Raw genomic sequence first — 25130 nt, 5'->3', positions numbered from 1 at the left:
CCACGGGTCACAGTTCGATGTGGAACGCCGGCGAATGCGTGACTGGCAGTCCGATTGTTGACATCATCCGGGCATGGCGGGCGCGCGCAGACGCCGATGACGAGCGGCCGCAGTGACAAAGGAGTTCAGATGCCCCTCCAGGCACTTGCCGACCGCGACGTCGACCAGGACGTCCTCGACGGTCGCGCTCCCAGCGTGGGTGCGCTCTTTCGCAACCGGGTGCGCGAGACGCCCGACTCGCCGGCCTACCTCTACTTCGCCGACGGGTCGACCGAGCTGACCACCCTCACGTGGCGACAGACCTACGAGACGGTCGAGCAGTGGGCGGCCGGCCTCATCAGCCTCGGGGTGCAGCTGGAGGACCGGGTCGCGATCGCGGCGACGACGCGGGTGGAGTGGATCCTCGCCGACCTCGCGGTCATCTGCGCGGGTGGGGCCACGACCACGGTCTACCCGACGACGATCGCCGAGGACGTCGCGTACATCCTCTCCGACTCGGGCAGCGGCATCGTCTTCGCCGAGAACGAGGAGCAGGTCGCCAAGCTGCAGCAGGTCCGCTCCGAGATCCCGGGCGTGCGCCAGGTCGTCTCCCTGACCGGGCCCGCCAGCGACGACGGCTGGGTCATCACCACCGACGAGCTCGCCGGACGAGGCAAGGAGTGGCTCGCGGCCACTCCCGACCTCGTCGACTCGCGCATCGACCAGCTGACCCCGGAGAGCCTCGCCGTCGTCATCTACACGTCCGGGACGACCGGTCGGCCCAAGGGTGTGCGCCTCGTCCACGACAGCGTCGTCTACGAGGGCGCGGTCATCGACGCGATCGGCACGCTGACCAAGGACGACCTCCAGTTCCTCTGGCTGCCGCTCTCGCACGTCTTCGGAAAGATGCTCATCGCGACGGGCCTGCAGATCGGGTTCCCGACCGCCGTCGACGGCCGGGTCGACAAGATCGTCGACAACATGGGCATCGTCAAGCCGACCTTCATGGCCGGCCCGCCCCGCATCTTCGAGAAGGCGCACGGCCGCATCATGCTGATGTTCGCCGGAGAGAAGGGCATCAAGAAGAAGCTCATCGACTGGGCCCTCGAGGTCGGCGGCGAGATGCGCGACGTCCGGGCGCGCGGCGAGGAGCCGTCGCCCGGCCTGAGGCGCCGGCACGACCTCGCCACGAAGCTGGTCCTGCACAAGGTGCAGGAGCGCTTCGGCGGCCGGGTCCGGTTCATGATCAGCGGCTCCGCGCCCCTCAACGCCGACGTCGCCCGGTGGTTCGGCTCCGTCGGCCTGCTCGTCCAGGAGGGATACGGCCTCACCGAGACGTCGTCCGGCACCACCGTCAACCAGCCCCAGCACGGCTCGTACCAGTACGGCTCGGTCGGCTGGCCGCTGCCCGGCACCGAGGTGCGCATCGCCGACGAGGACGGCGAGATCCTCGTCAGGGGCCCCGGTGTCATGCGCGGGTACCACAACAACCCGGAGGCCACGGCCGAGGTGCTCACGGAGGACGGCTGGTTCCACACGGGCGACATCGGACGCATCGACGACCGGGGCTACCTCTACGTCACGGACCGCAAGAAGGATCTCTTCAAGACCTCAGGCGGCAAGTACGTCGCCCCGGCAGAGATCGAGGCGCGCTTCAAGGGCCTGTGCCCGTTCGTCAGCCAGTTCCTCGTCCACGGCGCCGGCCACAACTATGCGACGGCGCTCGTGACCCTCGACCCGGACGCGATGGCGGCGTGGGCGCCGACCGTGGGGCTCGAGGGCGCGTCCTACGCGGAGGTCGTGTCCTCACCGCAGGCGCGCGCGCTCGTCCAGGGCTACGTCGACCGGCTCAACGACAGCCTCAACCGCTGGGAGACGATCAAGAAGTTCACGATCCTCGACAAGGACCTCACGATCGAGGAGGGGGACCTCACGCCGAGCATGAAGCTGCGCCGCAAGGCCGTCACGGAGAAGCACCGCGCCGAGCTCGACGCCATGTACTGAGTTGTCTGGCTCGCTTCGCTCGTCAGTCCAGGCGCGACGCGCGCCGAACCCGAGAACCCTTACCATGGACGGATGCCTGGAGAGTCCCTGTTCAACGCCCTCGAGCCCCTGCTGGAGCGGGTCAACAAGCCCATCCAGTACGTCGGCGGTGAGCTCAACTCCACGGTCAAGGACTGGAACGTCGGCGGCCACGCCCCCGGCGGCGAGGAGCTCACCACGCGCTGGGCGCTCATGTACCCCGACGCCTACGAGGTCGGCGTCCCCAACCAGGGTGTCATGATCCTCTACGAGGTCCTCAACGAGCGTTCTGACGCCCTCGCCGAGCGCACCTATGCCGTGTGGCCCGACATGGAGGCGCAGCTGCGGGAAGCAGGCCTGCCGCAGTTCACCGTCGACGGCCACCGCTCGGTGCGCGACTTCGACCTGTTCGGCGTCAGCTTCTCGACCGAGCTCGGCTACACCAACATGCTGACCGCGCTCGAGCTCGCCGGCATGGCACTGCGCGCGGCCGACCGCGACGTCGACGACCCCATCGTCATCGCCGGGGGTCACGCGGCGTTCAACCCCGAGCCGATCGCTGAGTTCATCGACGCGGCCATCGTCGGGGACGGCGAGCAGGCGGTCCTCACGGTCACCGACATCGTCGGGGAGTGGAAGGCGCAGGGCCGTCCGGGCGGGCGCCGCGAGGTGCTGCTGCGCCTCGCCCGCACCGGCGGTGTCTACGTGCCCGGCTTCTACGACGTGTCCTACCTGCCCGACGGGCGCATCCAGCGGGTCGCGCCGTCGCCCGACGCGCACGGTGTGCCCTGGCGCGTCGCGAAGCACACCGTCATGGACCTCGACGCGTGGCCCTACCCGAAGCAGCCGCTGGTGCCGCTCGCCGAGTCCGTGCACGAGCGCATGTCCGTCGAGATCTTCCGCGGCTGCACGCGCGGCTGCCGCTTCTGCCAGGCGGGCATGATCACGCGCCCCGTGCGCGAGCGGTCGATCACCGGCATCGGCGAGATGGTCGAACGCGGGCTCGCCGCGACGGGGTTCGAGGAGGTGGGCCTGCTCTCGCTGAGCTCGGCCGACCACTCCGAGATCGCCGACCTCACCAAGGGCCTCGCGGACCGCTACGAAGGCACCCAGACGGGGCTCTCGCTGCCGTCGACGCGCGTCGACGCCTTCAACATCGACCTCGCCAACGAGCTGACCCGCAACGGCCGCCGCTCGGGCCTCACCTTCGCGCCGGAGGGCGGGTCGGAGCGCATCCGCAAGGTCATCAACAAGATGGTGTCCGAGGAGGACCTCATCAACACCGTCGCTGCTGCGTACCGCGCCGGCTGGCGGCAGGTGAAGCTCTACTTCATGTGCGGTCTGCCCACCGAGACCGACGACGACGTCCTCCAGATCGCCGAGCTGGCCAAGAAGGTCATCGAGACCGGTCGCCAGGTCTCGGGCCGTCGCGACATCCGCTGCACCGTCTCCATCGGCGGGTTCGTGCCGAAGCCGCACACGCCGTTCCAGTGGGCCTCGCAGCTCGGCGTCGAGGAGACCGACGCACGGCTGCTCAAGCTGCGCGAGGCGATCCGCGCCGACAAGCGCTACGGCAGCTCGATCGGGTTCCGCTACCACGACGGACAGCCCGGCATCGTCGAGGGCCTGCTCTCACGTGGCGACCGCCGCGTCGGACGCGTCATCGAGGCCGTGTGGCGCGACGGCGGCCGCTTCGACGGGTGGAGCGAGCACTTCTCCTACGAGCGCTGGATGCGGTGCGCCGAGGAGGCGTTCGCCGACACGCCGGTCGACCTCGCCTGGTACACGACGCGTGAGCGGGGCGAGTCCGAGGTGCTGCCCTGGGACCACCTCGACTCGGGTCTCGACAAGGACTGGCTCTGGGAGGACTGGCAGGACGCCCTCGACGAGACCGAGGTCGACGACTGCCGCTGGACGCCGTGCTTCGACTGCGGCGTGTGCCCGCAGATGGGCACCGAGATCGAGATCGGGCCGACGGGCAAGACCCTGCTCCCGCTGACCGTCCTGGGCTCTGGCCGTCAGGAGCTGCTCGAGCACCAGCACTGACGCTCGAGCGCGGTCAGGGTGGCCGCTCTCCCGAGGCCGTATGCCGCGGACCCGGGGGAGGGGCGGTGCGGCATACGGCTGCTGGGGGTGCCTCGTAGTCCCGGCCTCTGGCACGGTCCGACGAGCAGGCGCTCGCCGGACCGCGCCGACCATGGTGCTCAGACGTCCAAGAAGGTCCGGGCGACCCCGCTCACGGAGACCGAGGTCCCGTTCGTGGTGTCGGTCAGGACGATGTTGGTGTACGAGACCGATGCGAGCACGAGCCGCTGTCCGCCCGGGCAGGTGAAGGCTCCGGCCGAGATCGGGCCGGCGGACAGGCTGGCCTGGACGCGACCGTTCTTCGACTCGAAGCTGCCTGCGGCGCTGACTTCGCCGTTGACGGTCTCCTTGTTCGCGGCCTGCGGGTGGTTGCCGCCGCCGTTGATGCACGCGTACACGGCCGTGGAGTCGGCGGTGAGCGTGTAGTCGATGTTGCCCTCGCCCAGTCCGCGCTCGTCGAAGGCGACGACGAGGGCGCCCGAGTTGCTGACGGACGCGCTGACGGAGTGGAACTTGGCTGCGACGGCGGATGCCGGGCTGGCCATGACGAGTGCCGCGACGAACGCGATGATCGCGACGAGCACTGACTTGGTGATCTTCATGTGGTGCTTCTTTCCCTGGTGGAGGTGCCCGAGCCCCCGACTCGGGTCTGAGGCGACCGCGGTCCTGGTGGCCGTGTCGCGCTTGAGGGGGGAACACCCGCCGACGCCGCACCACTGCGGAGTGGCAGCAGGTGCGCGACGACCTACGTCGCTCGTGTCGGGAAAAGACTCAAGACGTCTGTGGGATGCAGACCGGTTGGACGATGTGGTCCGGGAACGAGTTCGCCGGACCACATCGCTCATGGTTGGGGAGTCACCCGGTCAGGGGCTGCTGACCGTGCCCCCGTTGGTGATGGTCAGTGCCGACGTCTCGTGGCAGCTGGCCGGGATGCTCCGCTGGGCACTGTTCGTGCTCGAGTAGGCGACGGACCACGAGTACGACCCGGAGGCCGTCTGTGCCGCCGGCTGCGTGGCGGAGTCCACGGTCGACACGGTCTGCGGGGAGGCCCCGGAGACGGGTCGGGTCGTGGTGTAGATCGGCGAGTCGCCGCCGACAGCGCAGTCGCTCGACGCGTAGAGCGCGAACGACACGGTTCCGGCGAGGGCACCACCGGCGCCGGCGCTGATCGTCGCAGAGTCACGCGGGACCCAGCTCTGGGCCGTCGTCATGCTCGACGGGGCCGTGTTGACGACGACGTCCTCGTTGGTGTCCGTGCAGGCGGTGTTGTGGTTGGTGGAGTTGGTGTTCGGCAGGTTGCCGCTGTACTCCGCCACCCAGTGGTAGCTGCCCGGAGCGGTCGGGGTGAAGGACGCCGGCCCGTAGGTGCCGTTGCCGCTGACCGCGAACGTGGAGGACGTGAACACGAGGGTTCCACAGCCAGTGTCGCTGGGGCCGTAGAGCTTGAACGTGATCGTCCCGCCAGCGGCAGCACCGGCCGTGCCCGTGAGGTTGATCACCGGGTTGGCCGGCTGCGTCGCCGTTCCGCTGAGTGTGGCGGTGTCGGTGACCGGGTTGCCCAGCAGGACATCGGCGCCGGCAGTGGTCGACAGCGTGGGCGTGACCGGGTTGACCGTGAAGCACTCGGTCGCGCTCGAGTCGCTCGACCCGCTGATGGCGTTGTCGGGGTCACCGCTGAACACGCCGCGCCAGCAGTACCGCCCCGCCGACGTGACGTATGCCGTCGGAGACACCACCGTGACGGGGTAGGAGGTTCCGCTCAGGTTGGTGCTGCCGACACTCGTCCCGCCGGTGTCGCAGAGCGCGGGCGAGGTGACCTTGCACAGGAAGAACGCAACCGAGCCGGCCGGGGTGGCGGTGCCGCCCTGGATGGCGACGACAGCCGAGTCCTTGACGGAGACCACACCGGTACCGATCGAGAGGCCGCCCGCGGGGATGCTCGCCCCGGCGCCGTCCTTGGGCGTCGTGACGGTCGTCGAGGTGCAGTTGCCGATCGGCGTGACGGGCTGCAGGACGGTGTCCTTGTAGTCAGCCGTGTCCGAGTTGCCGGTCACCGTGCTGGGGATGACGTTGGCGAACGACCGGCAGGCGTTGCTGCCGCCGAACACCGTGTCGGTGAGGTTGAGCGCGGCCTCGCCGAAGAAGCCGTCAGCGCTGTACTCGGCCGCCGAGACATTGGCGTTGAGCTGGACGGGTGCACCGAGGACGAGGTTGGGAGCGGTACCGGACCAGGTGCGCAGGAACAGGTCCTTGCTGCCACCCTGCTGGTCCCACAGGATCATGAAGTCGCCGGCCTGGCGGTTGGCCCAGGGGTTGCAGCTGGCGATGAGGCTGTCCTGGCTGCCCGAGTAGTCACCGCATGCTGCGGGTGGCGGGTCCTGCATGAACTCGAAGGAGATGAACCCGCTGCCGGTGTTGTTGTCGCGCTCCCACGCGAAGTAGAGCCAGTCGTCGCCGTCGGTGTCGCTGGCGGTCCCGAGGAAGGCCTGGCGCAGGTCGACCTGCCCGTTGGGGTTGGTCAGGCCGAGCGTCGGCACCGCGTCACTGTGGATGACGCCGATCTTGGTCGTGTTGGAGTTGAGCGGACCCAGCTCCTTGACGTTGCCCTCCGGGTCGTCGAGGGTCTGGTCCGCGTCAGCGCCCGGAACCGTGCCGTTGATGCTGAACGGGGGTACGGTCCCGGCCAGGGCGGCCGGGGCGGAGAGGATCGCGGCGGGCAACGCGATGGCTGCCAGCATTGCGAGAAGTTTCCCTCGTAGGCTTCGTCGTTGAGTCGCGCCAGGCCCTCTGCTGGACCTCCCCCGAGTGGCGATGAGTACAGTCATGAAGTTCTCCAGGGTGTGGTGGAGGACCCGCATCACTGCGGTGCGGGGGGTAACCACCGACCGCTGGGTCGGTGCCTGACGCCTCGCCCCCGAGTGCTTCACGAGGCAGCCCGCCCTGGCTCGTCGGCCGTGCTGGTGGCTACCCAACTGTCGACGTTAGGGGGAGGCGAGGTCACTCGCGGGCGAATGCAGGAAGTGGTCCGTTATGCGCGGCAAATCCCGGGATCGCTCCCGAAACACCTCACATGGCAGGCGAATTCGCGAAAAGAGGCGAACTATACGGGGAATCCGACATGTGCCAGGGCTTGGCGCACGAGGACGCCGTGCGAGCCAGGCATCTCGCCGCGCGCCGCCAGCGATGCGGCCTCCTCGGGCGTCACCCACGACAGGTCGAGGGCGTCCTGCTGGGGTCGACAGTCGCCCATGACGGCGACGACGAAGGCGAGCGAGACGGCGTGCTGCCGAGGGTCGTGGAACGGCGTGACGCCCGGTGTCGGGAAGAACTCGGCCACCGTGAACGGCTGGGGCGACAACGGGATGCGGGGAAGGGCCATCGGGCCGAGGTCTGCCTCGACGTGGCGGGTCAGCGCGTCGCGGATGCGCTCGTGGTAGAGCACCCGGCCCCCGACGACCTCCTGGCCGATGCCACCGTCGCTGTCGGCGCGCAGGAGAAGCCCGACGTGCGTGACGACGCCCCGGTCGTCGACCCGGACCGGAACTGCGTGGACGTAGAGGATGGGGAGCCGGTCACGCGCGTTGTCGAGGTCCTCGCGGCTCAGCCACGCACCGGTCGTCTCCACGTCGTTCATGGCCTCATCCTGCCAAACGTCCCCCGATCGCCCCGGCTCGGCCCGTGACGCGGCGCGTCGGTCAGCGGAGCGACCGGATCCACGCCCAGACGACCGCCCCCGAACGGGCGAGCTGGCGTCGGTCGACGACGGACGGCACATCGCGCTCCGAGTGGTACGCGGGGTACGGCACGCTGCCGATGCGCGCGGCTGGGATGCCGACGGCCTCGAACGACACGTGATCGCTGGCGCGGTTGGTGCACCCCCGGGTCACCGTGGCCCTCGGGGACGCGGCGCGGATGGCCCGGGCCAGTGCCGGCGTTCCTCGGCCTCCGGAGCAGACCGGCACGGCGCCGGACCGGACCCCGACCCGGTCGAGCGCCACCATCGCGCGGACGGCGCGGCGGTGGGTCGCGTCGAGGGCCGCGACGAAGTGGCGCGAGCCGAACGCGTACCCGGTCCCGCTCGGCCCGCGAGCCTCCTCGGCACCGAACGCGACGAAGCGCACCGGCAACGCGCCCGGCTGCTGACGCGTCATCCGGGCGACCTCGGCCATGACCATGAGCCCGGACGCGTTGTCCTCGGCCCCGGGAGACTGCGGCACCGTGTCGAGGTGGGCACCGACGACGACGTGTGGCTCGCGAGCGTCGAAGCCGGGCGGGTCCGCGACGACGTTCACCGTCGAACCGGCGGGCACCCGGATGCCCCACGACACTCCCGCCGGGACCCGGAAGGGCTGCAGCCTGACCCGGTAGCCGGCTGCGCGGAGCTGTCCTGCGACGTAGGCGGCGGCCCGGTCGCCGGTCGGTCCGGCGGCGTCGCGCGGTCCCATGGCCGACAGGGCCCGAATGCCACCCAGCACCCGGTCCACGTCCAACGGCTCCGTGCGCGGCACGGGAGCCGCCGCACCGGGCGTCACGCGCGGGGCCGTGGTGGACGTGGGCGCCGAGGTGGGTGACGCTGAGGTCGAGGACGCTGGCGTGGACGAGGCGGAGGAGGAGGCTGGGGTCACCCGGGGAGAGCCCGGCTGCGACGGGTTCGTGCACGCGGTCGCGGTGACGAGGACCACAGCCACGAGCAGGCTGGTGGGTCGCGGGCGCATCACCCACGCTAACCCGACGCTGCGGTGGATCACCGGCGCCGGGTGCCGGTGATCCACCGCGCTGATTCGGGTCGTCCCGCCGTCGGCCCATGCGCGACGACCGGCGACCACGCCACGGGCGCCGCGCCTGGGAGGCAGGGCGGGCGGACAGGATAGACTGGCGCCCACAAGGCGTTCGAACCGTCATCAGCGGTGAGCCTCCGGAAGAACAGAGCGCGAGCTCCCACTAGACCCGGACGGGTGGGCCCGTCACAGCCTTCGACAAGAGCGGCCGTATGCCGTCTGCCCCGTCGGGCGGGCACGTGCGGCAAGCGGGGTGGTACCGCGGCAGCCTCCGGCAGGAGCACGTCGTCCTCGTGGAAGTGACGAGCGACCAACAGACGCGAACGCAGGAGACCACGAGCATGACCTACCCCAAGGTCACCACGAACGACGACGCCGGACGCGCCCTCGGCGTCCCGTCCAACCCGCGCTTCCCCGAGATCGAGGAGCGCCTCCTCCGGTACTGGGACCAGGACGGCACGTTCATCGCGTCCGTCGAGGGCCGCGAGCCGGGCACCGACGGCGACAACGAGTTCGTCTTCTACGACGGCCCGCCCTTCGCCAACGGCCTGCCGCACTACGGCCACCTGCTCACCGGCTACGTCAAGGACATCGTGCCGCGGTACCAGACGATGCGCGGCAAGCGCGTCGAGCGCCGCTTCGGCTGGGACACCCACGGGCTGCCCGCCGAGCTCGAGGCTCAGCGCCAGCTCGGGCTCAAGACGAAGCAGGACATCGTCGACCTCGGCATCGACACGTTCAACGACGCCTGCCGCAGCTCGGTCCTGAAGTACACCGGCGAGTGGCGCGACTACGTCACCCGCCAGGCGCGCTGGGTCGACTTCGACAACGACTACAAGACGCTCGAGCCGGGCTACATGGAGTCGGTCATCTGGGCGTTCAAGCAGCTCTACGACAAGGGGCTGGTGTACCAGGGCTTCCGCGTGCTGCCGTACTGCTGGAACGACCAGACGCCCCTGTCGAACCACGAGCTGCGCATGGACGACGACGTCTACCAGATGCGGCAGGACCCGGCCGTCACCGTCGGCCTGCGCCTCGAGACCGGCGAGCTCGCACTCGTCTGGACGACGACCCCGTGGACCCTGCCGGCCAACCTCGCGATCATGGTCCACCCCGACATCGACTACGTCGTCGTCGAGTCCGACGCCACCGGCACGACCGAGCGCTTCATCGTGGCCGAGGCCCGTCTCGGCGCCTACAAGCGTGAGCTCGGTGAGGACGCCGAAGGGCGGATCGTCCAGCGGCTGAAGGGCGCCGAGCTGTTCGGGCGTTCCTACACCCCGCCCTTCACGTACTACGCGGGCCACGAGCGCGCGCACCGCGTCGTCGAGGCCGACTTCGTGACGACCACCGACGGCACGGGCCTCGTCCACAGCGCGGGCGCCTTCGGCGAGGAGGACAAGCTCGTCACCGACCGCGAGGGCATCGCGCCTGTGGTGCCCGTCAACGCCGAGGGCCGGTTCACCTACCCCGTGACCGACTACGAGGGCATGCACGTCTTCGACGCGAACGCCCACATCATCGACCACCTCAAGGCGACCACGCGGGGCGAGGGAGCGACCGGTTCGGTCACGCCCGAGACGGTGCTGCTGCGCCGCGAGACCTACGACCACAGCTACCCGCACTGCTGGCGCTGCCGGCAGCCGCTCATCTACATGGCGGTGTCCTCGTGGTTCGTCGAGGTCACGAAGATCAAGGAGCGGATGCTCGAGCTCAACCAGGAGATCGAGTGGACGCCCGCACACATCAGGGACGGTCAGTTCGGCAAGTGGCTCGCCAACGCCCGTGACTGGTCGATCTCGCGCAACCGCTTCTGGGGCAGCCCGATCCCGGTGTGGCAGTCCGACGACCCCGAGTACCCGCGCACCGACGTCTACGGCTCGTTCGAGGAGCTCGAGCGCGACTTCGGCGTCGAGGTGAAGGACCTGCACCGGCCGTTCATCGACACCCTGACGCGTCCGAACCCCGACGACCCGACGGGGAGGTCGACGATGCGCCGCGTCGAGGACGTCCTCGACGTGTGGTTCGACTCGGGCTCGATGAGCTTCGCCCAGGTCCACTACCCGTTCGAGAACGCCGAGTGGTTCGAGCACCACTTCCCGGGCGACTTCATCGTCGAGTACATCGGGCAGACCCGTGGCTGGTTCTACACCCTGCACATCCTCGCGACGGCGCTCTTCGACCGGCCCGCGTTCAAGACGTGCGTCAGCCACGGCATCGTCCTCGGCTCCGACGGCCAGAAGATGAGCAAGTCGCTGCGCAACTACCCCGACGTGCGCGAGGTCTTCGACCGCGACGGCGCCGACGCCATGCGCTGGTTCCTCATGAGCAGCCCGATCCTGCGTGGCGGCAACCTCGTCGTCACCGAGCAGGGCATCCGTGACGGCGTGCGGCAGGTGATGATCCCGCTGTGGAACGCATGGTCGTTCTTCGCGCTGTACGCCAACACCGCGCGCGGCGGCGAGGGCTACGAGGCCAAGTGGTCCACCGAGTCGACGGACGTGCTCGACCGCTACCTGCTGGCCAAGCTGCGCGAGTTCGTCGGTGACATGACCGAGCAGCTCGACGCGTACGAGATCGCCGCCGCCTGCGACACGATGCGCGCCTTCCTCGACGTCCTGACGAACTGGTACATCCGCCGGTCGCGGGACCGCTTCTGGGGTGGCGAGACCGACGGGTCCCTCGCGGCTTTCGACACCCTGTGGACGGCGCTCGAGACGGTGACGCGCACCATCGCGCCGCTCCTGCCGCTCGTGACGGAGGAGATCTGGCGCGGCCTGACGGGGGAGCGCTCGGTGCACCTCGCCGACTACCCCCGGGCCGACGACCTCCCGCCCGACCACGAGCTCGTCGTGGGCATGGACCGGGCCCGTGAGGTCTGCTCGACGGCCTCGAGCGTGCGCAAGGCCCGTGGCCTCCGCGCCCGCCTGCCACTCGCCGAGCTCACGGTCGTCACGTCCGACCCGGCCGGCCTGGAGCCGTTCGCCGCCATCGTCAAGGACGAGCTCAACGTCAGGGAGCTCAGGCTCGTCGACGTCGAGACGGCGGGCGAGGCCGACTTCGGCGTGAGCCGGCGCCTGTCCGTCAACGCACGCGCCGCCGGGCCGCGGCTCGGCAAGGACGTCCAGCGCGCCATCAAGGGCAGCAAGACGGGCGACTGGTCGGTCGACGCCGACGGAACCGTCACCGCGGGTGGCCTCGAGCTCGTCGAGGGCGAGTACACGCTCGAGACGGTCGTCGCCGGCGACGCCGCCGAGGCCACCGCCACGGCGATGCTCCCGTCGGGCGGCTTCGTCGTCCTCGACACGACGGTGACGGCCGAGCTGGCCTCCGAGGGGCTTGCCCGCGACCTCGTGCGCGCGGTGCAGCAGGCGCGTCGAGACACCGGGCTGCACGTCAGCGACCGCATCAGCCTGACCATCCAAGGTGGTGCCGAGGTCTTCGAGGCCACCGTGACGCACCGCGACCTCATCGTCGGCGAGACGCTCGCGACCCAGTTCGCGTCCGCAGGCCCCGAGCACCGCCTGCCCGACGGGCTGCCCGGGTCGCTGACGCAGGTGGTCGTCGGCGACAACCACGACGCGACGATCCTGGTGGTGAAGCGATGACCACGACGAACCGCGAGGACGAGCTCGAGGGCCCGCAGGGGAGCGACGAGCCGGATCGCACCCACGACGGGAGGGCCGCGCACCGCGACGAGAACGGCGTCGTCGTGCGTGGCGCCGTCGGCGACGACCTCGGGGGCGTGCTCTCCGTGGGCCACCGGACGTGGCTCGCCACCTACGAGCCGATCGCCGGGCCGGAGTACGTCGCGATGGGCCTCGCGAAGTGGTGGACGAGCGACGTCGTGACCGACTCGATCCGCAAGGGCCGCACGCTCGTCGCCGTCAAGGACGACGAGGTCGTCGGCGTCGCGACGTTCGGCACGCAGAACGACGCGTTCGTCATGTGGAAGCTCTACGTCCTTCCGGACTACCACGGGCACGGCATCGGGTCCCGCCTCATGGACGCCGTCGTCGACCGTGCGCGAGAGGCAGAGCACGACCGGATCATCCTGTCCTACATGGAGGGCAACCAGCTGGCGGCTCGCTTCTACCGGCGTCACGGCTTCGTCGAGACACATCGCGAGTCGGGCGGCTCCGGCATGCCGGAGAGCGTGTGGATGGCCCGCGAGCTCGGCGAGGAGGAGACAGCATGAGCGAACGTGGCGACGCCGGCGCCCTCGAGGCCGCCCGCAACCTCGAGGAGATGAAGCGGATGCGAGAGATCGAGGAGGCGATCATCGCTCGCGCGCCCGAGAACGACGTCGGTCCCTCCCTCGAGCGCATCCGCGCCGTCATGGAGCTCGCCGGCGACCCGCAGCGCACCTACCCCTCGATCCACCTCACGGGCACCAACGGCAAGACGTCGACGAGCCGGATGATCGACTCCATCCTGCGCGAGAGCGGCCTGTCGACCGGGCGTTTCACCTCGCCGCACCTGCACGACATCCGTGAGCGGATCACCCTCTCGGGCAAGCCGATCCCGCGCGAGAAGTTCATCTCGGCTTACGACGACGTCGCACCCCTCATCGACATCGTCGATGCGCAGTCCCTCGAGTCCGGTGGCCGCCGGCTCAACTTCTTCGAGGTCCTCGTCGCGATCGCCTATGCCGCCTTCGCCGACGCGCCCGTGGACGTCGCGATCATCGAGGTCGGCCTCGGCGGGTCCTGGGACGCCACCAACGTCATCGATGCCCAGGTGGCTGTGTTCACGCCTGTCGACCTCGACCACACACACCTGCTCGGCGATGACGTCGTGGCCATCGCGGAGGAGAAGAGCGGCATCATCAAGCCCGACTCGGTCACGGTCTCCGGCGTGCAGGACGAGGATGTCGCGCGCGTCTTGCTCGATCGGGTCGAGGAGGTCGGTGGCGCGCGGATCGTCTTCGAGGGCAACGACTTCGGCGTCCTGGCCCGAGAGGTCGCCATCGGCGGACAGCAGGTCTCGTTGCGCGGGCTCGCGGGCGAGTACACCGACCTCTTCCTCCCACTGCACGGCGCCCACCAGGCCAGCAACCTCGCCACGGCCGTTGCCGCCGTCGAGTCGTTCATCGGTGGCGGGGAGCAGCCCGTCGACGCCGACGTGCTCACGGCGGCCATGGCGACCATGACCTCGCCGGGCCGACTCGAGATCGTGCGACGCTCGCCCACGGTCCTCGTCGACGCCGCGCACAACCCGCACGGCGCACGCTCGCTCGTGGCCGCGATCGAGGAGGCCTTCGCATTCACGAAGCTGGTCGGCCTCATCGGCATCGTCGCCGACAAGGACGCGGTCGGGATGCTCGAGGTGCTCGAGCCCGCGCTCGACCACGTCGTCATCTCCCGCAGCTCCTCGCCACGTGCCATGTCCCCCGAGCGGCTCGGCGCGCTTGCCGTCGAGCTCTTCGGCGAGTCGCGCGTGACCGTCGTCCGCGACCTCCCCGATGCCCTCGAACAGGCCGTGACGCTCGCTGAGGCGGACGGCATGGGCGGCGGCGTCGTCGCCACCGGCTCGGTCATCACGGCGGGCGAGGTGCGGATGCTCCTCGGCAAGACCGACGTCTGACCGCCGCAGACCGACGTCGCCCACCGGACCCCGACCGACCCCCGCCTAGGCTGGAGCTCATGCACCCCATGGTGAAGCTCATCCTCATCCTCGCCGTCATCGCCGTGGCGGTCGTCCTCTGGGGCCGCGTCATGGGCCGCAAGGACCCTGGACGCCCGCTCGTCGGTCTCACCGACGGCGTCCGGGCCAAGGTGAGCCGCGAGATCAGCGCCGGGCACAAGATCAACGCCATCAAGATCTACCGCGAGGCGACCGGCGCGCCGCTCGCCGACGCCAAGCGGGCGGTCGACAGCTGGTTCGTGCCCGGCCAGGGCCCCGGCGTGCGCGACGCAGCGGCGTCGTACACCGAGGGACGCCTCACCGACGAGGCCCGGGCCCGCATCAGCGAGCTGATCCTCTCCGGTCGCCGCGAGGAGGCCATGAGCCTCTACGCCGAGGCCACCGGCGCGAGCGACTCCGAGGCGCAGGCGATCATCCGCACCTGGGACACGAGCCAGAACTACTGAGCGTCCCGCTCCAGCCAGCAACCGCACGAGACGACTCACACAGCCGAGGCGAGACCCCACGACATGCGCACGATCACCTTCTACGGCCGGACCGGCAAGTTCACGTGGCGGATGCTCGCCACCGTCCTCGGCGGCCAGTCCATCTGCATCCTGCTCGGAGCCCTGGTCGCGCGCGGCGTCAGCGCCGCCGACGACGGAGGGCCCCGCAGCACGGCATACCTGCTCGTCGGGTTCGGGCTCGGCGCGCTGTGCGTCTTCGCGGCCGGGCTCATGCGGCGTCCGTGGGGCGTCACGCTCGGGTGGGTCGTCCAGGCCCTCACGCTGCTCAGTGCCCTCGTGGTGCCGATGATGCTCGTCGTGGGGCTTTTCTTCCTCGCCCTGTGGGTGACCTGTCTCGTCAAGGGAACCCAGGTCGACGCCGAGATGGCCCGGCGCGAAGCGGGATCGGGCGAGGGCGAACCGGCCGATAGGGTGGACGGGTGACCATCGAACGCTCCCTCGTCCTCGTCAAGCCCGACGGTTTCAAGCGCGGCCTCACCGGGGAGGTGCTGCGTCGCATCGAGGCGAAGGGCTACTCCCTCGTCGGCCTGTCGATCCTCACCCCGACCCGTGACCAGCTGGCCGAGCACTACGCCGAGCACGAGGGCAAGCCGTTCTACGAGCCCCTGGTCGACTTCATGAGCTCGGGCCTGGTCACCGCGGCCGTCATCGAGGGCCAGGACTGCATCAAGGGCTTCCGCAACCTCGCCGGTGCGACCAACCCGACCGACGCCGCGCCCGGCACGATCCGCGGCGACCTGGGTCGCGACTGGGGCCTCAAGGTCCAGCAGAACATCGTGCACGGCTCCGACTCGCCCGAGTCCGCCACGCGCGAGATCGGCATCTGGTTCCCCGATCTGCAGGGCTGAGCGGGGCACAATCGCGGCATGACCTCGCGACCGCGGCTACGCCCTCTCGGGCGTGACCTCGCGGTCGACCTCGGCACCGCCAACACCCTGATCCACGTCCGTGGGCGCGGGGTCGTCGTCGAGGAGCCGTCGGTCGTGGCGGTCGAGGTCGGCACCGGACGCCTCGTCGCCGCGGGCGGGCGGGCCAAGGAGATGCTCGGCCGGGCGCCCGGGACGATCCGGGCCGTGCGGCCGCTGCGCGACGGGGTCGTCTCCGACGCCGACGAGACCGAGCGGATGCTGCGCTGGTTCATCGACCAGGTGCGCACGTCGCGTCTCGTCCGCCCACGGATGGTGCTGTGCGTGCCCAGCGAGGTCACCGGCGTCGAGCGCCGGGCTCTCGAGGACGCCGCCACCCGGTGCGGGGCGCGGCGCGTGTACATGATCGAGGAGCCGATGGCGGCCGCCATCGGTGCGGGCCTGCCGGTCTACGAGACCGCGGCGAGCATGGTCGTCGACATCGGTGGCGGTACGACCGACGTGGCCGTCATCAGCCTCGGCGGTATCGTGACGTCGAGCTCGCTCCGGGTCGCCGGCGACGAGATCGACGAGGCGCTCGTGAGCCACGTCAAGAGCGAGTACTCCCTCCTCCTCGGCGAGCGCAGCGCCGAGGACGTCAAGGTCGCCGTCGGCTCGGTCTTCCCGCTTCGCGAGGAGCTGACGACCCGGCTGCGCGGGCGTGACCTCGTCACGGGTCTGCCGAAGACGGTGCAGGTCGGCTCGGTCGAGGTGCGTCGCGCCATCGAGGCACCGGTGCTCCAGATCATCGAGCTGGTCCGTGCGACCCTCGACGTGTGCCCGCCGGAGCTGGCGGGCGACATCCTCGACCGCGGGATCACATTGACCGGCGGCGGGGCGCTCCTGCGCGGCCTCGACGAGCGCATGCGCCACGAGCTCGGCGTGCCCGTCCAGGTCGCCGACGATCCCCTGCGTGCCGTGGCCAGAGGCGCAGGCCGGTGCGTCGACGAGTTCGCGAGCCTCGAGCGGGTCCTCGTCGGGGACCACCGCCTCTAGTCGCATGCAGCCGTATGCCCGTCGCCGTCTCCTCGTCGTCCTGGCCTCGCTGACCCTCGCGCTGCTCGTCGCCGACCTCGCCGGGTGGGCCGCCGCCGACGGCGTCCGCCGGGTGGGTGGGCTCGCACTCGGTCCTGTGCAACGTGCCCTCTCCGGGGCGCCGCGCGACGAGATCGACGCGGTCGAGCGCGAGAACGTCCGGCTGCGCAGCCTTGTCGCCGAGCAGGAGCGGCAGCTCGACGAGGCCCGGCGCCTGGGTGAGCTCCTCGGCTCCGACCAGACGACGGGGCGGACGCTGGTCCCCGCCCGGGTCGTCGCGACCGTGCTCAGCCCACTCGGCGGTCGCAGTGTCACGCTCGACGCCGGCTCGCGCGACGGCGTTCGCGCCGACTCGAGCGTCGTGTCCGCCGACGGGCTCGTCGGACGGGTCGTCACGGTGACGCCCTGGACGAGCGACGTGCAGGTGCTGGGCAGCACCGGCTCCGTCGTCGCCGTGCGGGTCGGGCCGACCGGCACGCTCGGCACGGTGTCGTCTCCGGCCCCGGGCGACTCGCAGCCCCGTCCTCGCGGCTCCCTGAGGCTCTCGCTCATCGCGCCGGCCACACCCGTGGTCGGTGACGTCGTGCGCACGCTCGGCAGCGTGAACGAGACCCCGTACGCCGCCGGGCTCCGCGTCGGCACCGTGACCGCCGTCGACCCGGACCGCGGGCAGGTCGCGCGCGCGGCCACCGTGCGCCCGGCCGTCGACGTCGACGCCATCGACATCGTCGCCGTGCTCGTCCCCTCCACGCGTGCGGTCCCGAGAACGGAGTCGACGGCGACGGGGCGCGCCCAGTGAGGCCGACGCTGCTGGGAGTGCTGCGGACGGCATACGTCCTCGTGGCGGCGCTCTTCTCGGCGACGCTGCTGCCCCGGCTCGGCGTCGCACCGCGCTGGGTGCCCGACCTCGTGCTCGTGGGCGTCGTGGCGACCGCGGTGCTGCGCGGGCCGGTTCACGGAGCGCTCGCCGGCCTGCTCGCCGGCTGGGTCGCCGAGCTCGTGCCGCCGGTCGGCAGCCCGCTCGGCCTCGCCCCGCTCGTGATGATGGTCGGTGGCCTCGTCGGGGGTCTCTTCCGGCGCCCGGCGTCGCGCTCACGGCTGCGCGCGCCGGCCGCCCTGCTGGCGGCGGCCGGCGTGGTGCTCGTGGGCCGGCTCGCCTCGGCGGTCCTCGCCGAAGGCAGCGTCGACCTGGGAGGCAGCGTGATGCGGCTCGCCTCGACGGTCGCCGTGGGGGTCCTGCTCCTGCCGGCGTTCGTCGCGCTCGACCGTGCGCTCGTGCGGCGGAGGCTGGGGTGAGGCCGCTGCGGTCGGGGGCGCGCGGGCCCGCCCGACCTCGACTGGGGGTCGCGGGGGTCGTGCTCGTGCTCCTCGTGACGCTCTTCGGCCTGCTCCTCGGCCGACTCGGGCAGCTGCAGCTCGTCCAGGGTCCCGAGCACGTCCGCGCAGCGAGCACGGTCAACACCCGAACCGTCACCGACCACGCCGTCCGCGGACGTATCCTCGACCGGTCGGGCACGCCCCTCGCCGGCAACACCTTCGACACCGTCGTGACGCTCGAGCGGTCGGTTCTCGTGGAGTCCGCCGACGGCGGTCGGGCGCTCGTCTCGCATGTGGCTGCCGCGCTCGGGCTGCCCTTCGACCGGTTGTGGGGCAAGACGATGCTGTGCGGCACGGCGGGCGCACCTGCGGCCCCCGCGTGCTTCAACGGCTCGCCCTACGTCCCGATCCCCGTCGCAACGGGGGTCGACGCCAGACGAGCCCTGACCCTCGTCGAGCAGCCGGAGAAGTTCCCCGGGGTGGCCGTGACGACCGAGCCGACTCGGGGCTACCCGCGGCCCGCCGGCGCGCTCGCCTCGCACCTGCTGGGCTGGGTCGCGCGTGCCGACGCAGACGAGGTGACCCGCAGCGGGGGCCGCCTCGACCCCGAGGACGTCGTCGGTCGCTCGGGTCTGGAGGCGCAGTACGACGCGGTGCTTCGCGGCAGCAACGGCACCACCGTGGTCGCCATCGACCCGCGCGGCATCGTCACCGACACCGTCACCACGAAGGCACCCGTGCCCGGCCGCGACGTGGTGACACACCTCGACGCCCGCCTGCAGGCCCGCACCGAGGCCGCCCTCGCACGGGCGATCGCCTCGGCGCGAGCCCAGAAGCAGCGCGCCGACACGGGCGCCGCGGTCGTGCTCGACGTGACCAGCGGCGCCGTCGTCGCAGCGGCCAGCTACCCCTCCTACGACCCGTCGGTCTTCGCCGGCGGCATCAGCGGCGCCGACCTTGCCCGCCTCGGCGACGCCCGCGTGGGCACGCCGCTGCGGTCGCGCCTCACCGCCGAGACGTTCCCGCCCGCCTCCACCTTCAAGGTCGTCTCGGTGGCCGCCGCGGTCAACGCGGGTGCAAGGCTCGACGGCCGCTACGACTGCTCGCCGAGCGTCTCGATCGGCGGTCGCCGCTTCAACAACTACGAGTCGCGCGACTACGGACCCATCGACCTCCACACAGCGCTCGTCGTCTCGTGCGACACGGTCTTCTACCGGCTCGCGTATGCCGCATGGCTCGAGCAGGGCGGCCTCGCTGCGCCGGTCTCGGCCGCGGACCCGTTCGTGGCGATGGCCAAGGCGTTCGGGCTCGGTCGTCGCACCGGTGTCGACCTGCCGGGGGAGGCGGACGGTCGAGTGCCCGACCGCGCGTGGAAGGAGGCGTACTGGTTGGCCACGAAGGACGAGTCCTGCCGACGCGCGGGCGCGGGCTACCCCGAGGTCGCGCGCACCGACCGCGCCCGCGCCGACTACCTCGAGCGCCTCGCCACCGAGAGCTGCACCGCCGGCTACCAGTACCGCGCTGGCGACGCCGTCAACTTCTCCATCGGTCAGGGCGACACCGCCGTCACGATCCTGCAGCTGGCGGGCGTCTACGCCGCGATCGCCAACGGCGGCACGCTCTGGCAGCCGCAGGTCGCCGCCGCCTTCCGCACCCCGGCCGGGGCCTCGGCACCGATCCGCCCCAAGCGGGTCGGCACGGTGCCCCTGCGACGCGACGTCCTCGCGTACGTCCGCGACGCCCTCGGTGACGTCACGCGACCCGGCGGCTCGGCCGGGACGGCATTCGCGGGTTTCCCGCAGGACCGCTACCCGCTCGCCGGCAAGACGGGCACCGGGGAGGTCTTCGGCAAGCAGGCGACCGCGTGGTTCGCCGGCTACGGCCCGACCACGAAGCCGAGGTATGCCGTCGTGGTCGTCGTCGCCCAGGGCGGGTCGGGCTCGAAGGTCGCGGCCCCTGCCGTGCGCCAGATCTTCGATGCGATCCTTGCCCTGGGGCTCTAGCCCACGAGGACACCCGACCCGAGAGGCGCGAGCGTGGACGACTACCTGAGGAGCGACGCCCCCGTCGTCGAGGCTCTCGACCGGGCCTGGGACCGCAGCCGGCTCAGTGCGCGCACCCGGTTCGAGCGGTTGCGGGCACGGGGCTTCCTGCTGGTGCAGTGCGCCGTCGCGGCCGGGGTCGCGTGGTGGGTCGCGACCACCGTGGTGGGCCACGCGTCGCCGTTCTTCGCGCCGATCGTCGCGGTCGTCTGCCTCGGCATGTCCTACGGCCAGCGGCTGCGACGTGTACTCGAGGTGGCCGTCGGCGTCGCGGTCGGCGTCTTCGTGGCCGACGTCTTCGTGCACCTGGCGGGGAGCGGCCCGTGGCAGATCACGGCCGTGGTCCTCGTGTCCATGAGCTTGGCCACGCTGCTCGACGGGGGGCCCGTCGTGGTCACCCAGTCGGCCGTGCAGGGCATCGTCATCGCGGCCCTCGTCGCCTCGCCCGGGCAGGCCTTCACGCGGTGGACCGACGCGCTCATCGGTGGCGGGATCGCGCTCGTGGCAGCGACGGTCGTGCCTCAGGCGCCTCTGCGACGGCCTCGGGTCGCCGCGGCCGAGGCGGTGCGCAAGATGGGCGAGCTGCTGCGCCGAGCTGCGGCGAGCGCCCACGACGGCGACGTCGAGCTCGCCGCCGAGGTGCTCGCGTCGGCCCGTGGCACCGAGTCCCTGCTGCGCGAGCTGCGGGCCGCGGCCGACGAGGGCCTGTCGGTGCTGACGTCATCGCCGTTCAAGCGCCATCACGCGGTCGGCGTCCGCAAGATGGTCGACCTCGTCGAGCCGCTCGACCGGGCCATGCGCAGCACCCGCGTCCTGGTCCGCCGGGTCACGGTCGCGGTCGGCCGCGGAGAGTCACTGCCGCCGGGCTACGAGACGCTGCTGCTCGAGCTCGCCGGCGCCACCGACGTCATGGGTCGGGCCCTGTCGGAGAACGCGTCAGCCGAGATCGGCCGCTCAGCGCTGCTCGTCGTCGCTGCAGGCACGGGGGAGGTGCCGCGGACGCCGAGCCTGGCGACCGAGACGGTGCTGGCCCAGATCCGGTCGACGGTCGTCGACCTGCTTCAGGTGACCGGGCTCGACGTCGACCAGGCCATCGCGGCCCTTCCACCCGAACGCCCCCGCGACACCTGACATGAGTCCCCGGCGCCGAGTGGCGCGTGGGTGGGCACTCTCACCTGCCCCCAACCGTCGAGTGGGCACTTTCGTGTGCCGGCGGGCGGGCGATGGCCCACTCGACAGGTTGGGTCAGACGGAGGGGGTCGTCTCGTGCGGCCCGACCGGCAGCTTCTCCACGCGCGGGTCGCCCGCGTCGGCGAAGTAGTCGGCCGGGATGGTCTCGTCGCGACCCTCGTCGACCTTGCCGGCGCGGAAGGCGAGCGTGAGCACAGCCGCGACGAGGACGTTGATGGCGAAGGCCGTCAGCGCGATGTAGCCGAGCTGACCGATGACCGGGATCGAAGCGACCGACCCAGCGAACGGCGCACCGGTCGCCTTGTTGGTCACCCCGTATGCCGCGATGGTGCCGTAGACCATCCCGACGGCCCACCCGATGAGCAGGGCACGACGGTGGAACCACCGGGTGTAGAGGTAGAACACGATCGAGGGGAACGTCTGGAGGATCCAGATGCCGCCGAGGAGCTGGAAGTTGATCGCGTTGCTCTTGTCGAGCGTCAGCACGAAGACCAGCGCGAACGCCTTGACGACGAGCGAGGTGACCTTGCTGACCTTCGCCTCCTGCTCCACGGTGGCGTCGGGCCTCAGCCAGGCCTTGTAGACGTTGCGCGTGAAGGTGTTCGCCGCGGCGATGGACATGATCGCGGCCGGCACGAGCGCACCGATCGCGATGGCCGCGAAGGCGACCCCCGCGAACCACGACGGGAAGGTGTCCTCGAACAGCTGCGGGATCACCAGCTGTGCGTTCGGTTTGCCGTCGAGGCCGACGGGTTTCGTGCCGGCTGCGATCGCGACCCATCCCAGGAGCGCGAGCAGGCCGAGCACGAACGAGTAGGCCGGCAGGATCGCGGCGTTCTTGCGAATCGTGTTGCGGCTCTTGGCCGAGAGCGTCGCCGTGATCGAGTGCGGGTACATGAACAGCGCCAGCGCGGACCCGAGGGCCAAGGTGGCATAGGCCCAGTAGGCCTTCTCCCCGGGGATGAAGACGTTCTTGTTGCCCGTCGCGGCGTTGGTCGTCGTCGTCATCTTCTCCTTGGCGGCGTCGAAGATGTGGCCCCACCCACCGACCTTGGAGGGCAGGTAGATGACCGCCACGATGATGACGAGGTAGATGAGGATGTCCTTGACGAAGGCGATGATCGCGGGAGCACGAAGCCCGGACGTGTACGTGTAGAGGGCGAGCACGAGGAAGGCCACGAAGAGCGGCAGGTCCTTGGCGACCCAGTTGCCGGCGCCTCCGACGCCCGCGACCTCCAGCACCGCCTGGATGCCGACGAGCTGCAGGGCGATGTACGGCATCGTCGCGAGGAAGCCGGTGACGGCGACGGCGAGCGAGAGCGCTCGCGAGCCTGATCGGCCCTGGACGAAGTCGGCCGGCGTGACGTAGCCGTGCCGGTGCGACACCGACCACAGGCGGGCCATGAACACGAAGATGATCGGGTAGAGCACGATCGTGTAGGGCACGGCGAAGAACCCGTTCACGGCGCCGAAGGCGTACATCGCGGCAGGCACGGCGACGAACGTGTAGGCCGTGTAGAGGTCGCCGCCGAGCAGGAACCACGTGATCCACGTGCCGAACGAACGGCCGCCGAGGCCCCACTCGTCAAGGCTCTCCATGCTCGTCGGGCGACGCCAGCGTGCGGCCCAGAAGCCGGCCGCCGCGACGACGACGAAGAAGAAGATGAGGACGGCCAGTGCGACGCCGTTGACTCCGGTCTGCGAGGTCATCGGCGCTCACCGCCGTAGCCGTCGTCCTCGCCGTCGAGGTACTCGTCACCCTCGGTGCTCATCGGCCGGTGGGGGCGCGCCTTGAGCACGATCCGGTAGGCGGCGTAGGTCATCCCGGAGCACAGGAAGACCCACAGGAACTGGTACCAGATGAAGAAGGGGAACCCGCCGAGCCGGGGCTCCTCCTTGGCGTAGGTGCCCACGAGCAGCAGTGCCACGACAGGGATTGCGATAAGGACGCCTGCGAGGGCCAGCAGGCCCTTGTTCGCCGGCGGCGCGTTGTAGTGGTGGTGCGGTGCGTGACTCACGCATGACCTCCGTTGGTCAGGGCCGGACCGACCCGGCCGTCCTCGCGGAACATACCCTTGCGCGGCGCCCACATGTGTCGTGCGACACCCGGACTTGCAGTCTGTCACCAGTTGCCGCCGCCGTCGCGCCCGCGGGCCGGGCAGCGTCCTTGACTGCGACTGCCCACGGATAAGGTGTCGCGCATGGCTGATTTCGATGTCGTTGTGCTCGGTGCTGGTCCCGGTGGCTACGTCGCGGCGATCCGCGCGGCCCAACTCGGCAAGAAGGTCGCCGTGGTCGAGAAGCAGTACTGGGGTGGAGTGTGCCTCAACGTGGGCTGCATCCCCAGCAAGGCGCTCCTTCGCAACGCGGAGATCGCGCACATCATCACGCAGGAGAAGAAGACGTTCGGCATCGACGGCGACGCGACGATGTCCTACGCCGTTACGCACTCGCGCAGCCGCGGGGTGGCGGAGGCGAGTGCCAAGGGCGTGCACTACCTGATGAAGAAGAACAAGATCGAGGAGATCGACGGCTGGGGCACCATCACGAGTGCCACGTCGCTGGACGTCGCGCTCAACGACGGGTCCCAGCGCACCGTGACCTTCGACAACCTCATCATCGGCACCGGCTCGGTGACCAGGATGCTCCCCGGAGTGCAGGTCAGCAAGAACGTCGTCACGTACGAGGAGCAGATCCTCGACGCCGACCTGCCGGGCTCGATCATCATCGCGGGCTCGGGCGCCATCGGCGTCGAGTTCGCCTATGTCATGAAGAACTTCGGTGTCGAAGTGACCATCGTCGAGTTCCTCGACCGGATGGTGCCGACCGAGGATGCCGACGTCTCCAAGGAGCTGCTCAAGCAGTACAAGAAGCTCGGCGTGAAGGTGCTGCTCGGCACCAAGGTCGAGGGCGTCGAGGACACCGGCTCTGGTGTACGCGTCACGGTGAGCCCTGCGGCCGGCGGCGACCAGCAGGTGCTCGAGGCCGACCGCCTGCTGTCGGCGATCGGCTTCGCCCCTCGGATCGAGGGCTTCGGCCTCGAGAACCTCGGGGTGACGATGACCGACCGCGGCGCCATCGAGGTCGACGCGCGAGGGCGCACCAGCGTCCCCAACGTGTACGCGATCGGCGACGTCACGGGCAAGCTCATGCTGGCCCACACCGCCGAGGCGATGGGCGTCGTCGCCGCCGAGACGATCGCCGGTGCCGAGACCATGGAGATCAACTTCGACATGATCCCGCGGGCCACCTTCTGCCAGCCACAGATCGCGTCGTTCGGCTACAGCGAAGCGCAGGCTCGAGAGAAGGGGTACGACGTCAAGACGGCGAGCTTCCCGTTCTCCGCGAACGGCAAGGCGCGCGGCATGGCCGAGGGCGTGGGCTTCGTCAAGATCGTGGCCGACGCGGAGCACAACGAGATCCTCGGCGCCCACATGATCGGCCCGGAGGTCACCGAGCTGCTCCCGGCCCTCACGCTCGCCCAGCAGTGGGACCTCACTGCCGACGAGGTCGCCCGCAACGTCTTCGCCCACCCGACGCTGAGCGAGGCCATGAAGGAGGCCGTCGAGGGCATCGCCGGCCACATGATCAACCTCTGAGCCTCGGACAGCACGACGCCCCCGC

General features: G+C 70.6%; 21 protein-coding genes. 15 read left to right on the top strand and 6 right to left on the bottom strand.

All coding sequences use genetic code 11. The features are described 5' to 3' along the window. Positions 1-129 precede the first annotated feature (129 nt). The gene (locus H9I49_RS08950) at positions 130-1983 is read left to right on the top strand and encodes a long-chain fatty acid--CoA ligase (RefSeq protein ID WP_188030000.1); all 1854 of its coding nucleotides are present in this window, start codon (positions 130-132) and stop codon (positions 1981-1983) included. Positions 1984-2055: 72 nt separating this feature from the next. Next, positions 2056-4047 carry a TIGR03960 family B12-binding radical SAM protein gene (locus H9I49_RS08945; RefSeq protein ID WP_188029999.1) on the top strand — a complete coding sequence of 664 codons (1992 nt, stop codon included), beginning with the start codon at positions 2056-2058 and terminating at the stop codon, positions 4045-4047. A gap of 158 nt (positions 4048-4205) precedes the next feature. Here H9I49_RS08945 and H9I49_RS08940 read toward each other — a convergent pair whose 3' ends face one another. The 4 genes from H9I49_RS08940 to H9I49_RS08925 all read right to left on the bottom strand — a co-directional run bounded on the left by H9I49_RS08940 (position 4206) and on the right by H9I49_RS08925 (position 8531). Further along, positions 4206-4688: a hypothetical protein gene (locus H9I49_RS08940; protein WP_188029998.1), complete on the bottom strand. Its 483-nt coding sequence runs from the start codon at positions 4686-4688 to the stop codon at positions 4206-4208. Positions 4689-4949: 261 nt separating this feature from the next. Next, positions 4950-6824 carry a hemagglutinin gene (locus H9I49_RS08935; protein ID WP_188029997.1) on the bottom strand — a complete coding sequence of 625 codons (1875 nt, stop codon included), beginning with the start codon at positions 6822-6824 and terminating at the stop codon, positions 4950-4952. 362 nt (positions 6825-7186) lie between these two features. Continuing rightward, entirely contained in the window at positions 7187-7720 is a 534-nt protein-coding gene (locus H9I49_RS08930) for an NUDIX hydrolase family protein (protein WP_188029996.1), read from the bottom strand. A gap of 61 nt (positions 7721-7781) precedes the next feature. After that, on the bottom strand, positions 7782-8531 hold the full coding sequence (locus H9I49_RS08925) for a M28 family metallopeptidase (RefSeq protein ID WP_223128470.1): 750 nt from the start codon (positions 8529-8531) through the stop codon (positions 7782-7784). Between the two features lie 16 nt (positions 8532-8547). Here H9I49_RS08925 and H9I49_RS08920 point away from each other — a divergent pair, with 16 nt between their 5' ends. The 12 genes from H9I49_RS08920 (at position 8548) to H9I49_RS08865 (ending at position 21446) form a co-directional block, all read left to right on the top strand. Then, entirely contained in the window at positions 8548-8853 is a 306-nt protein-coding gene (locus tag H9I49_RS08920; RefSeq protein ID WP_188029994.1) for a hypothetical protein, read from the top strand. 352 nt (positions 8854-9205) lie between these two features. Beyond that, entirely contained in the window at positions 9206-12472 is a 3267-nt protein-coding gene (gene ileS / locus H9I49_RS08915; RefSeq protein ID WP_188029993.1) for an isoleucine--tRNA ligase, read from the top strand. Further along, positions 12469-13062: a GNAT family N-acetyltransferase gene (locus tag H9I49_RS08910; RefSeq protein ID WP_188029992.1), complete on the top strand. Its 594-nt coding sequence runs from the start codon at positions 12469-12471 to the stop codon at positions 13060-13062. The genes ileS and H9I49_RS08910 overlap by 4 nt, the downstream gene beginning before the upstream one ends. Continuing rightward, the gene (locus H9I49_RS08905) at positions 13059-14450 is read left to right on the top strand and encodes a folylpolyglutamate synthase/dihydrofolate synthase family protein (protein WP_188029991.1); all 1392 of its coding nucleotides are present in this window, start codon (positions 13059-13061) and stop codon (positions 14448-14450) included. Before H9I49_RS08910 ends, H9I49_RS08905 begins: the two co-directional genes overlap by 4 nt. Positions 14451-14509: 59 nt before the next feature. Further along, positions 14510-14956 carry a hypothetical protein gene (locus tag H9I49_RS08900; protein WP_188029990.1) on the top strand — a complete coding sequence of 149 codons (447 nt, stop codon included), beginning with the start codon at positions 14510-14512 and terminating at the stop codon, positions 14954-14956. A gap of 63 nt (positions 14957-15019) precedes the next feature. After that, entirely contained in the window at positions 15020-15439 is a 420-nt protein-coding gene (locus H9I49_RS08895) for a DUF4233 domain-containing protein (RefSeq protein WP_188029989.1), read from the top strand. Then, entirely contained in the window at positions 15436-15864 is a 429-nt protein-coding gene (ndk, locus tag H9I49_RS08890; RefSeq protein ID WP_188029988.1) for a nucleoside-diphosphate kinase, read from the top strand. The genes H9I49_RS08895 and ndk overlap by 4 nt, the downstream gene beginning before the upstream one ends. An 18-nt stretch (positions 15865-15882) precedes the next feature. Then, a complete protein-coding gene (locus H9I49_RS08885; protein WP_188029987.1) occupies positions 15883-16917 on the top strand; it encodes a rod shape-determining protein in 1035 nt (344 codons plus the stop codon). Between the two features lie 4 nt (positions 16918-16921). Then, on the top strand, positions 16922-17755 hold the full coding sequence (mreC, locus tag H9I49_RS08880; protein ID WP_188029986.1) for a rod shape-determining protein MreC: 834 nt from the start codon (positions 16922-16924) through the stop codon (positions 17753-17755). After that, on the top strand, positions 17752-18252 hold the full coding sequence (locus H9I49_RS08875) for a rod shape-determining protein MreD (protein ID WP_370587496.1): 501 nt from the start codon (positions 17752-17754) through the stop codon (positions 18250-18252). Before mreC ends, H9I49_RS08875 begins: the two co-directional genes overlap by 4 nt. After that, the gene (gene mrdA, locus H9I49_RS08870) at positions 18249-20276 is read left to right on the top strand and encodes a penicillin-binding protein 2 (RefSeq protein ID WP_370587495.1); all 2028 of its coding nucleotides are present in this window, start codon (positions 18249-18251) and stop codon (positions 20274-20276) included. Before H9I49_RS08875 ends, mrdA begins: the two co-directional genes overlap by 4 nt. A gap of 33 nt (positions 20277-20309) precedes the next feature. Beyond that, complete coding sequence (locus H9I49_RS08865; RefSeq protein ID WP_188029985.1) at positions 20310-21446, top strand: FUSC family protein; 1137 nt, start codon at positions 20310-20312, stop codon at positions 21444-21446. Positions 21447-21560: 114 nt separating this feature from the next. Here the strand turns inward: H9I49_RS08865 and mctP are convergent, their stop codons facing one another. Continuing rightward, entirely contained in the window at positions 21561-23216 is a 1656-nt protein-coding gene (gene mctP, locus H9I49_RS08860) for a monocarboxylate uptake permease MctP (protein ID WP_188029984.1), read from the bottom strand. Further along, entirely contained in the window at positions 23213-23524 is a 312-nt protein-coding gene (locus H9I49_RS24410; RefSeq protein WP_223128469.1) for a DUF3311 domain-containing protein, read from the bottom strand. The genes mctP and H9I49_RS24410 overlap by 4 nt, the downstream gene beginning before the upstream one ends. Positions 23525-23707: 183 nt before the next feature. On the opposite strand from H9I49_RS24410, the gene lpdA reads away from it, so the two are divergent. After that, positions 23708-25105 carry a dihydrolipoyl dehydrogenase gene (gene lpdA, locus H9I49_RS08850; protein ID WP_188029983.1) on the top strand — a complete coding sequence of 466 codons (1398 nt, stop codon included), beginning with the start codon at positions 23708-23710 and terminating at the stop codon, positions 25103-25105. The last annotated feature ends 25 nt before the right edge of the window (positions 25106-25130 follow it).

Source organism: Terrabacter sp. MAHUQ-38 (genome assembly GCF_014518425.1).
GTDB lineage: Bacteria > Actinomycetota > Actinomycetes > Actinomycetales > Dermatophilaceae > Terrabacter.
The sequence above is the reverse complement of the archived record's forward strand: the minus strand, read 5'-3'. Positions and strand labels throughout refer to the sequence as shown.

What these genes read in the sequence shown, in the direction of transcription:
- H9I49_RS08950 (WP_188030000.1), top strand. Translation starts at nt 130, where the DNA reads ATGCCCCTCCAGGCACTTGCCGACCGCGACGTCGACCAGGACGTCCTC.
- H9I49_RS08945 (WP_188029999.1), top strand. Translation starts at nt 2,056, where the DNA reads ATGCCTGGAGAGTCCCTGTTCAACGCCCTCGAGCCCCTGCTGGAGCGG.
- H9I49_RS08940 (WP_188029998.1), bottom strand. Translation starts at nt 4,688, where the DNA reads ATGAAGATCACCAAGTCAGTGCTCGTCGCGATCATCGCGTTCGTCGCG.
- H9I49_RS08935 (WP_188029997.1), bottom strand. Translation starts at nt 6,824, where the DNA reads ATGCTGGCAGCCATCGCGTTGCCCGCCGCGATCCTCTCCGCCCCGGCC.
- H9I49_RS08930 (WP_188029996.1), bottom strand. Translation starts at nt 7,720, where the DNA reads ATGAACGACGTGGAGACGACCGGTGCGTGGCTGAGCCGCGAGGACCTC.
- H9I49_RS08925 (WP_223128470.1), bottom strand. Translation starts at nt 8,531, where the DNA reads ATGGGACCGCGCGACGCCGCCGGACCGACCGGCGACCGGGCCGCCGCC.
- H9I49_RS08920 (WP_188029994.1), top strand. Translation starts at nt 8,548, where the DNA reads ATGCCACCCAGCACCCGGTCCACGTCCAACGGCTCCGTGCGCGGCACG.
- ileS (WP_188029993.1), top strand. Translation starts at nt 9,206, where the DNA reads ATGACCTACCCCAAGGTCACCACGAACGACGACGCCGGACGCGCCCTC.
- H9I49_RS08910 (WP_188029992.1), top strand. Translation starts at nt 12,469, where the DNA reads ATGACCACGACGAACCGCGAGGACGAGCTCGAGGGCCCGCAGGGGAGC.
- H9I49_RS08905 (WP_188029991.1), top strand. Translation starts at nt 13,059, where the DNA reads ATGAGCGAACGTGGCGACGCCGGCGCCCTCGAGGCCGCCCGCAACCTC.
- H9I49_RS08900 (WP_188029990.1), top strand. Translation starts at nt 14,510, where the DNA reads ATGCACCCCATGGTGAAGCTCATCCTCATCCTCGCCGTCATCGCCGTG.
- H9I49_RS08895 (WP_188029989.1), top strand. Translation starts at nt 15,020, where the DNA reads ATGCGCACGATCACCTTCTACGGCCGGACCGGCAAGTTCACGTGGCGG.
- H9I49_RS08885 (WP_188029987.1), top strand. Translation starts at nt 15,883, where the DNA reads ATGACCTCGCGACCGCGGCTACGCCCTCTCGGGCGTGACCTCGCGGTC.
- mreC (WP_188029986.1), top strand. Translation starts at nt 16,922, where the DNA reads ATGCAGCCGTATGCCCGTCGCCGTCTCCTCGTCGTCCTGGCCTCGCTG.
- mctP (WP_188029984.1), bottom strand. Translation starts at nt 23,216, where the DNA reads ATGACCTCGCAGACCGGAGTCAACGGCGTCGCACTGGCCGTCCTCATC.
- lpdA (WP_188029983.1), top strand. Translation starts at nt 23,708, where the DNA reads ATGGCTGATTTCGATGTCGTTGTGCTCGGTGCTGGTCCCGGTGGCTAC.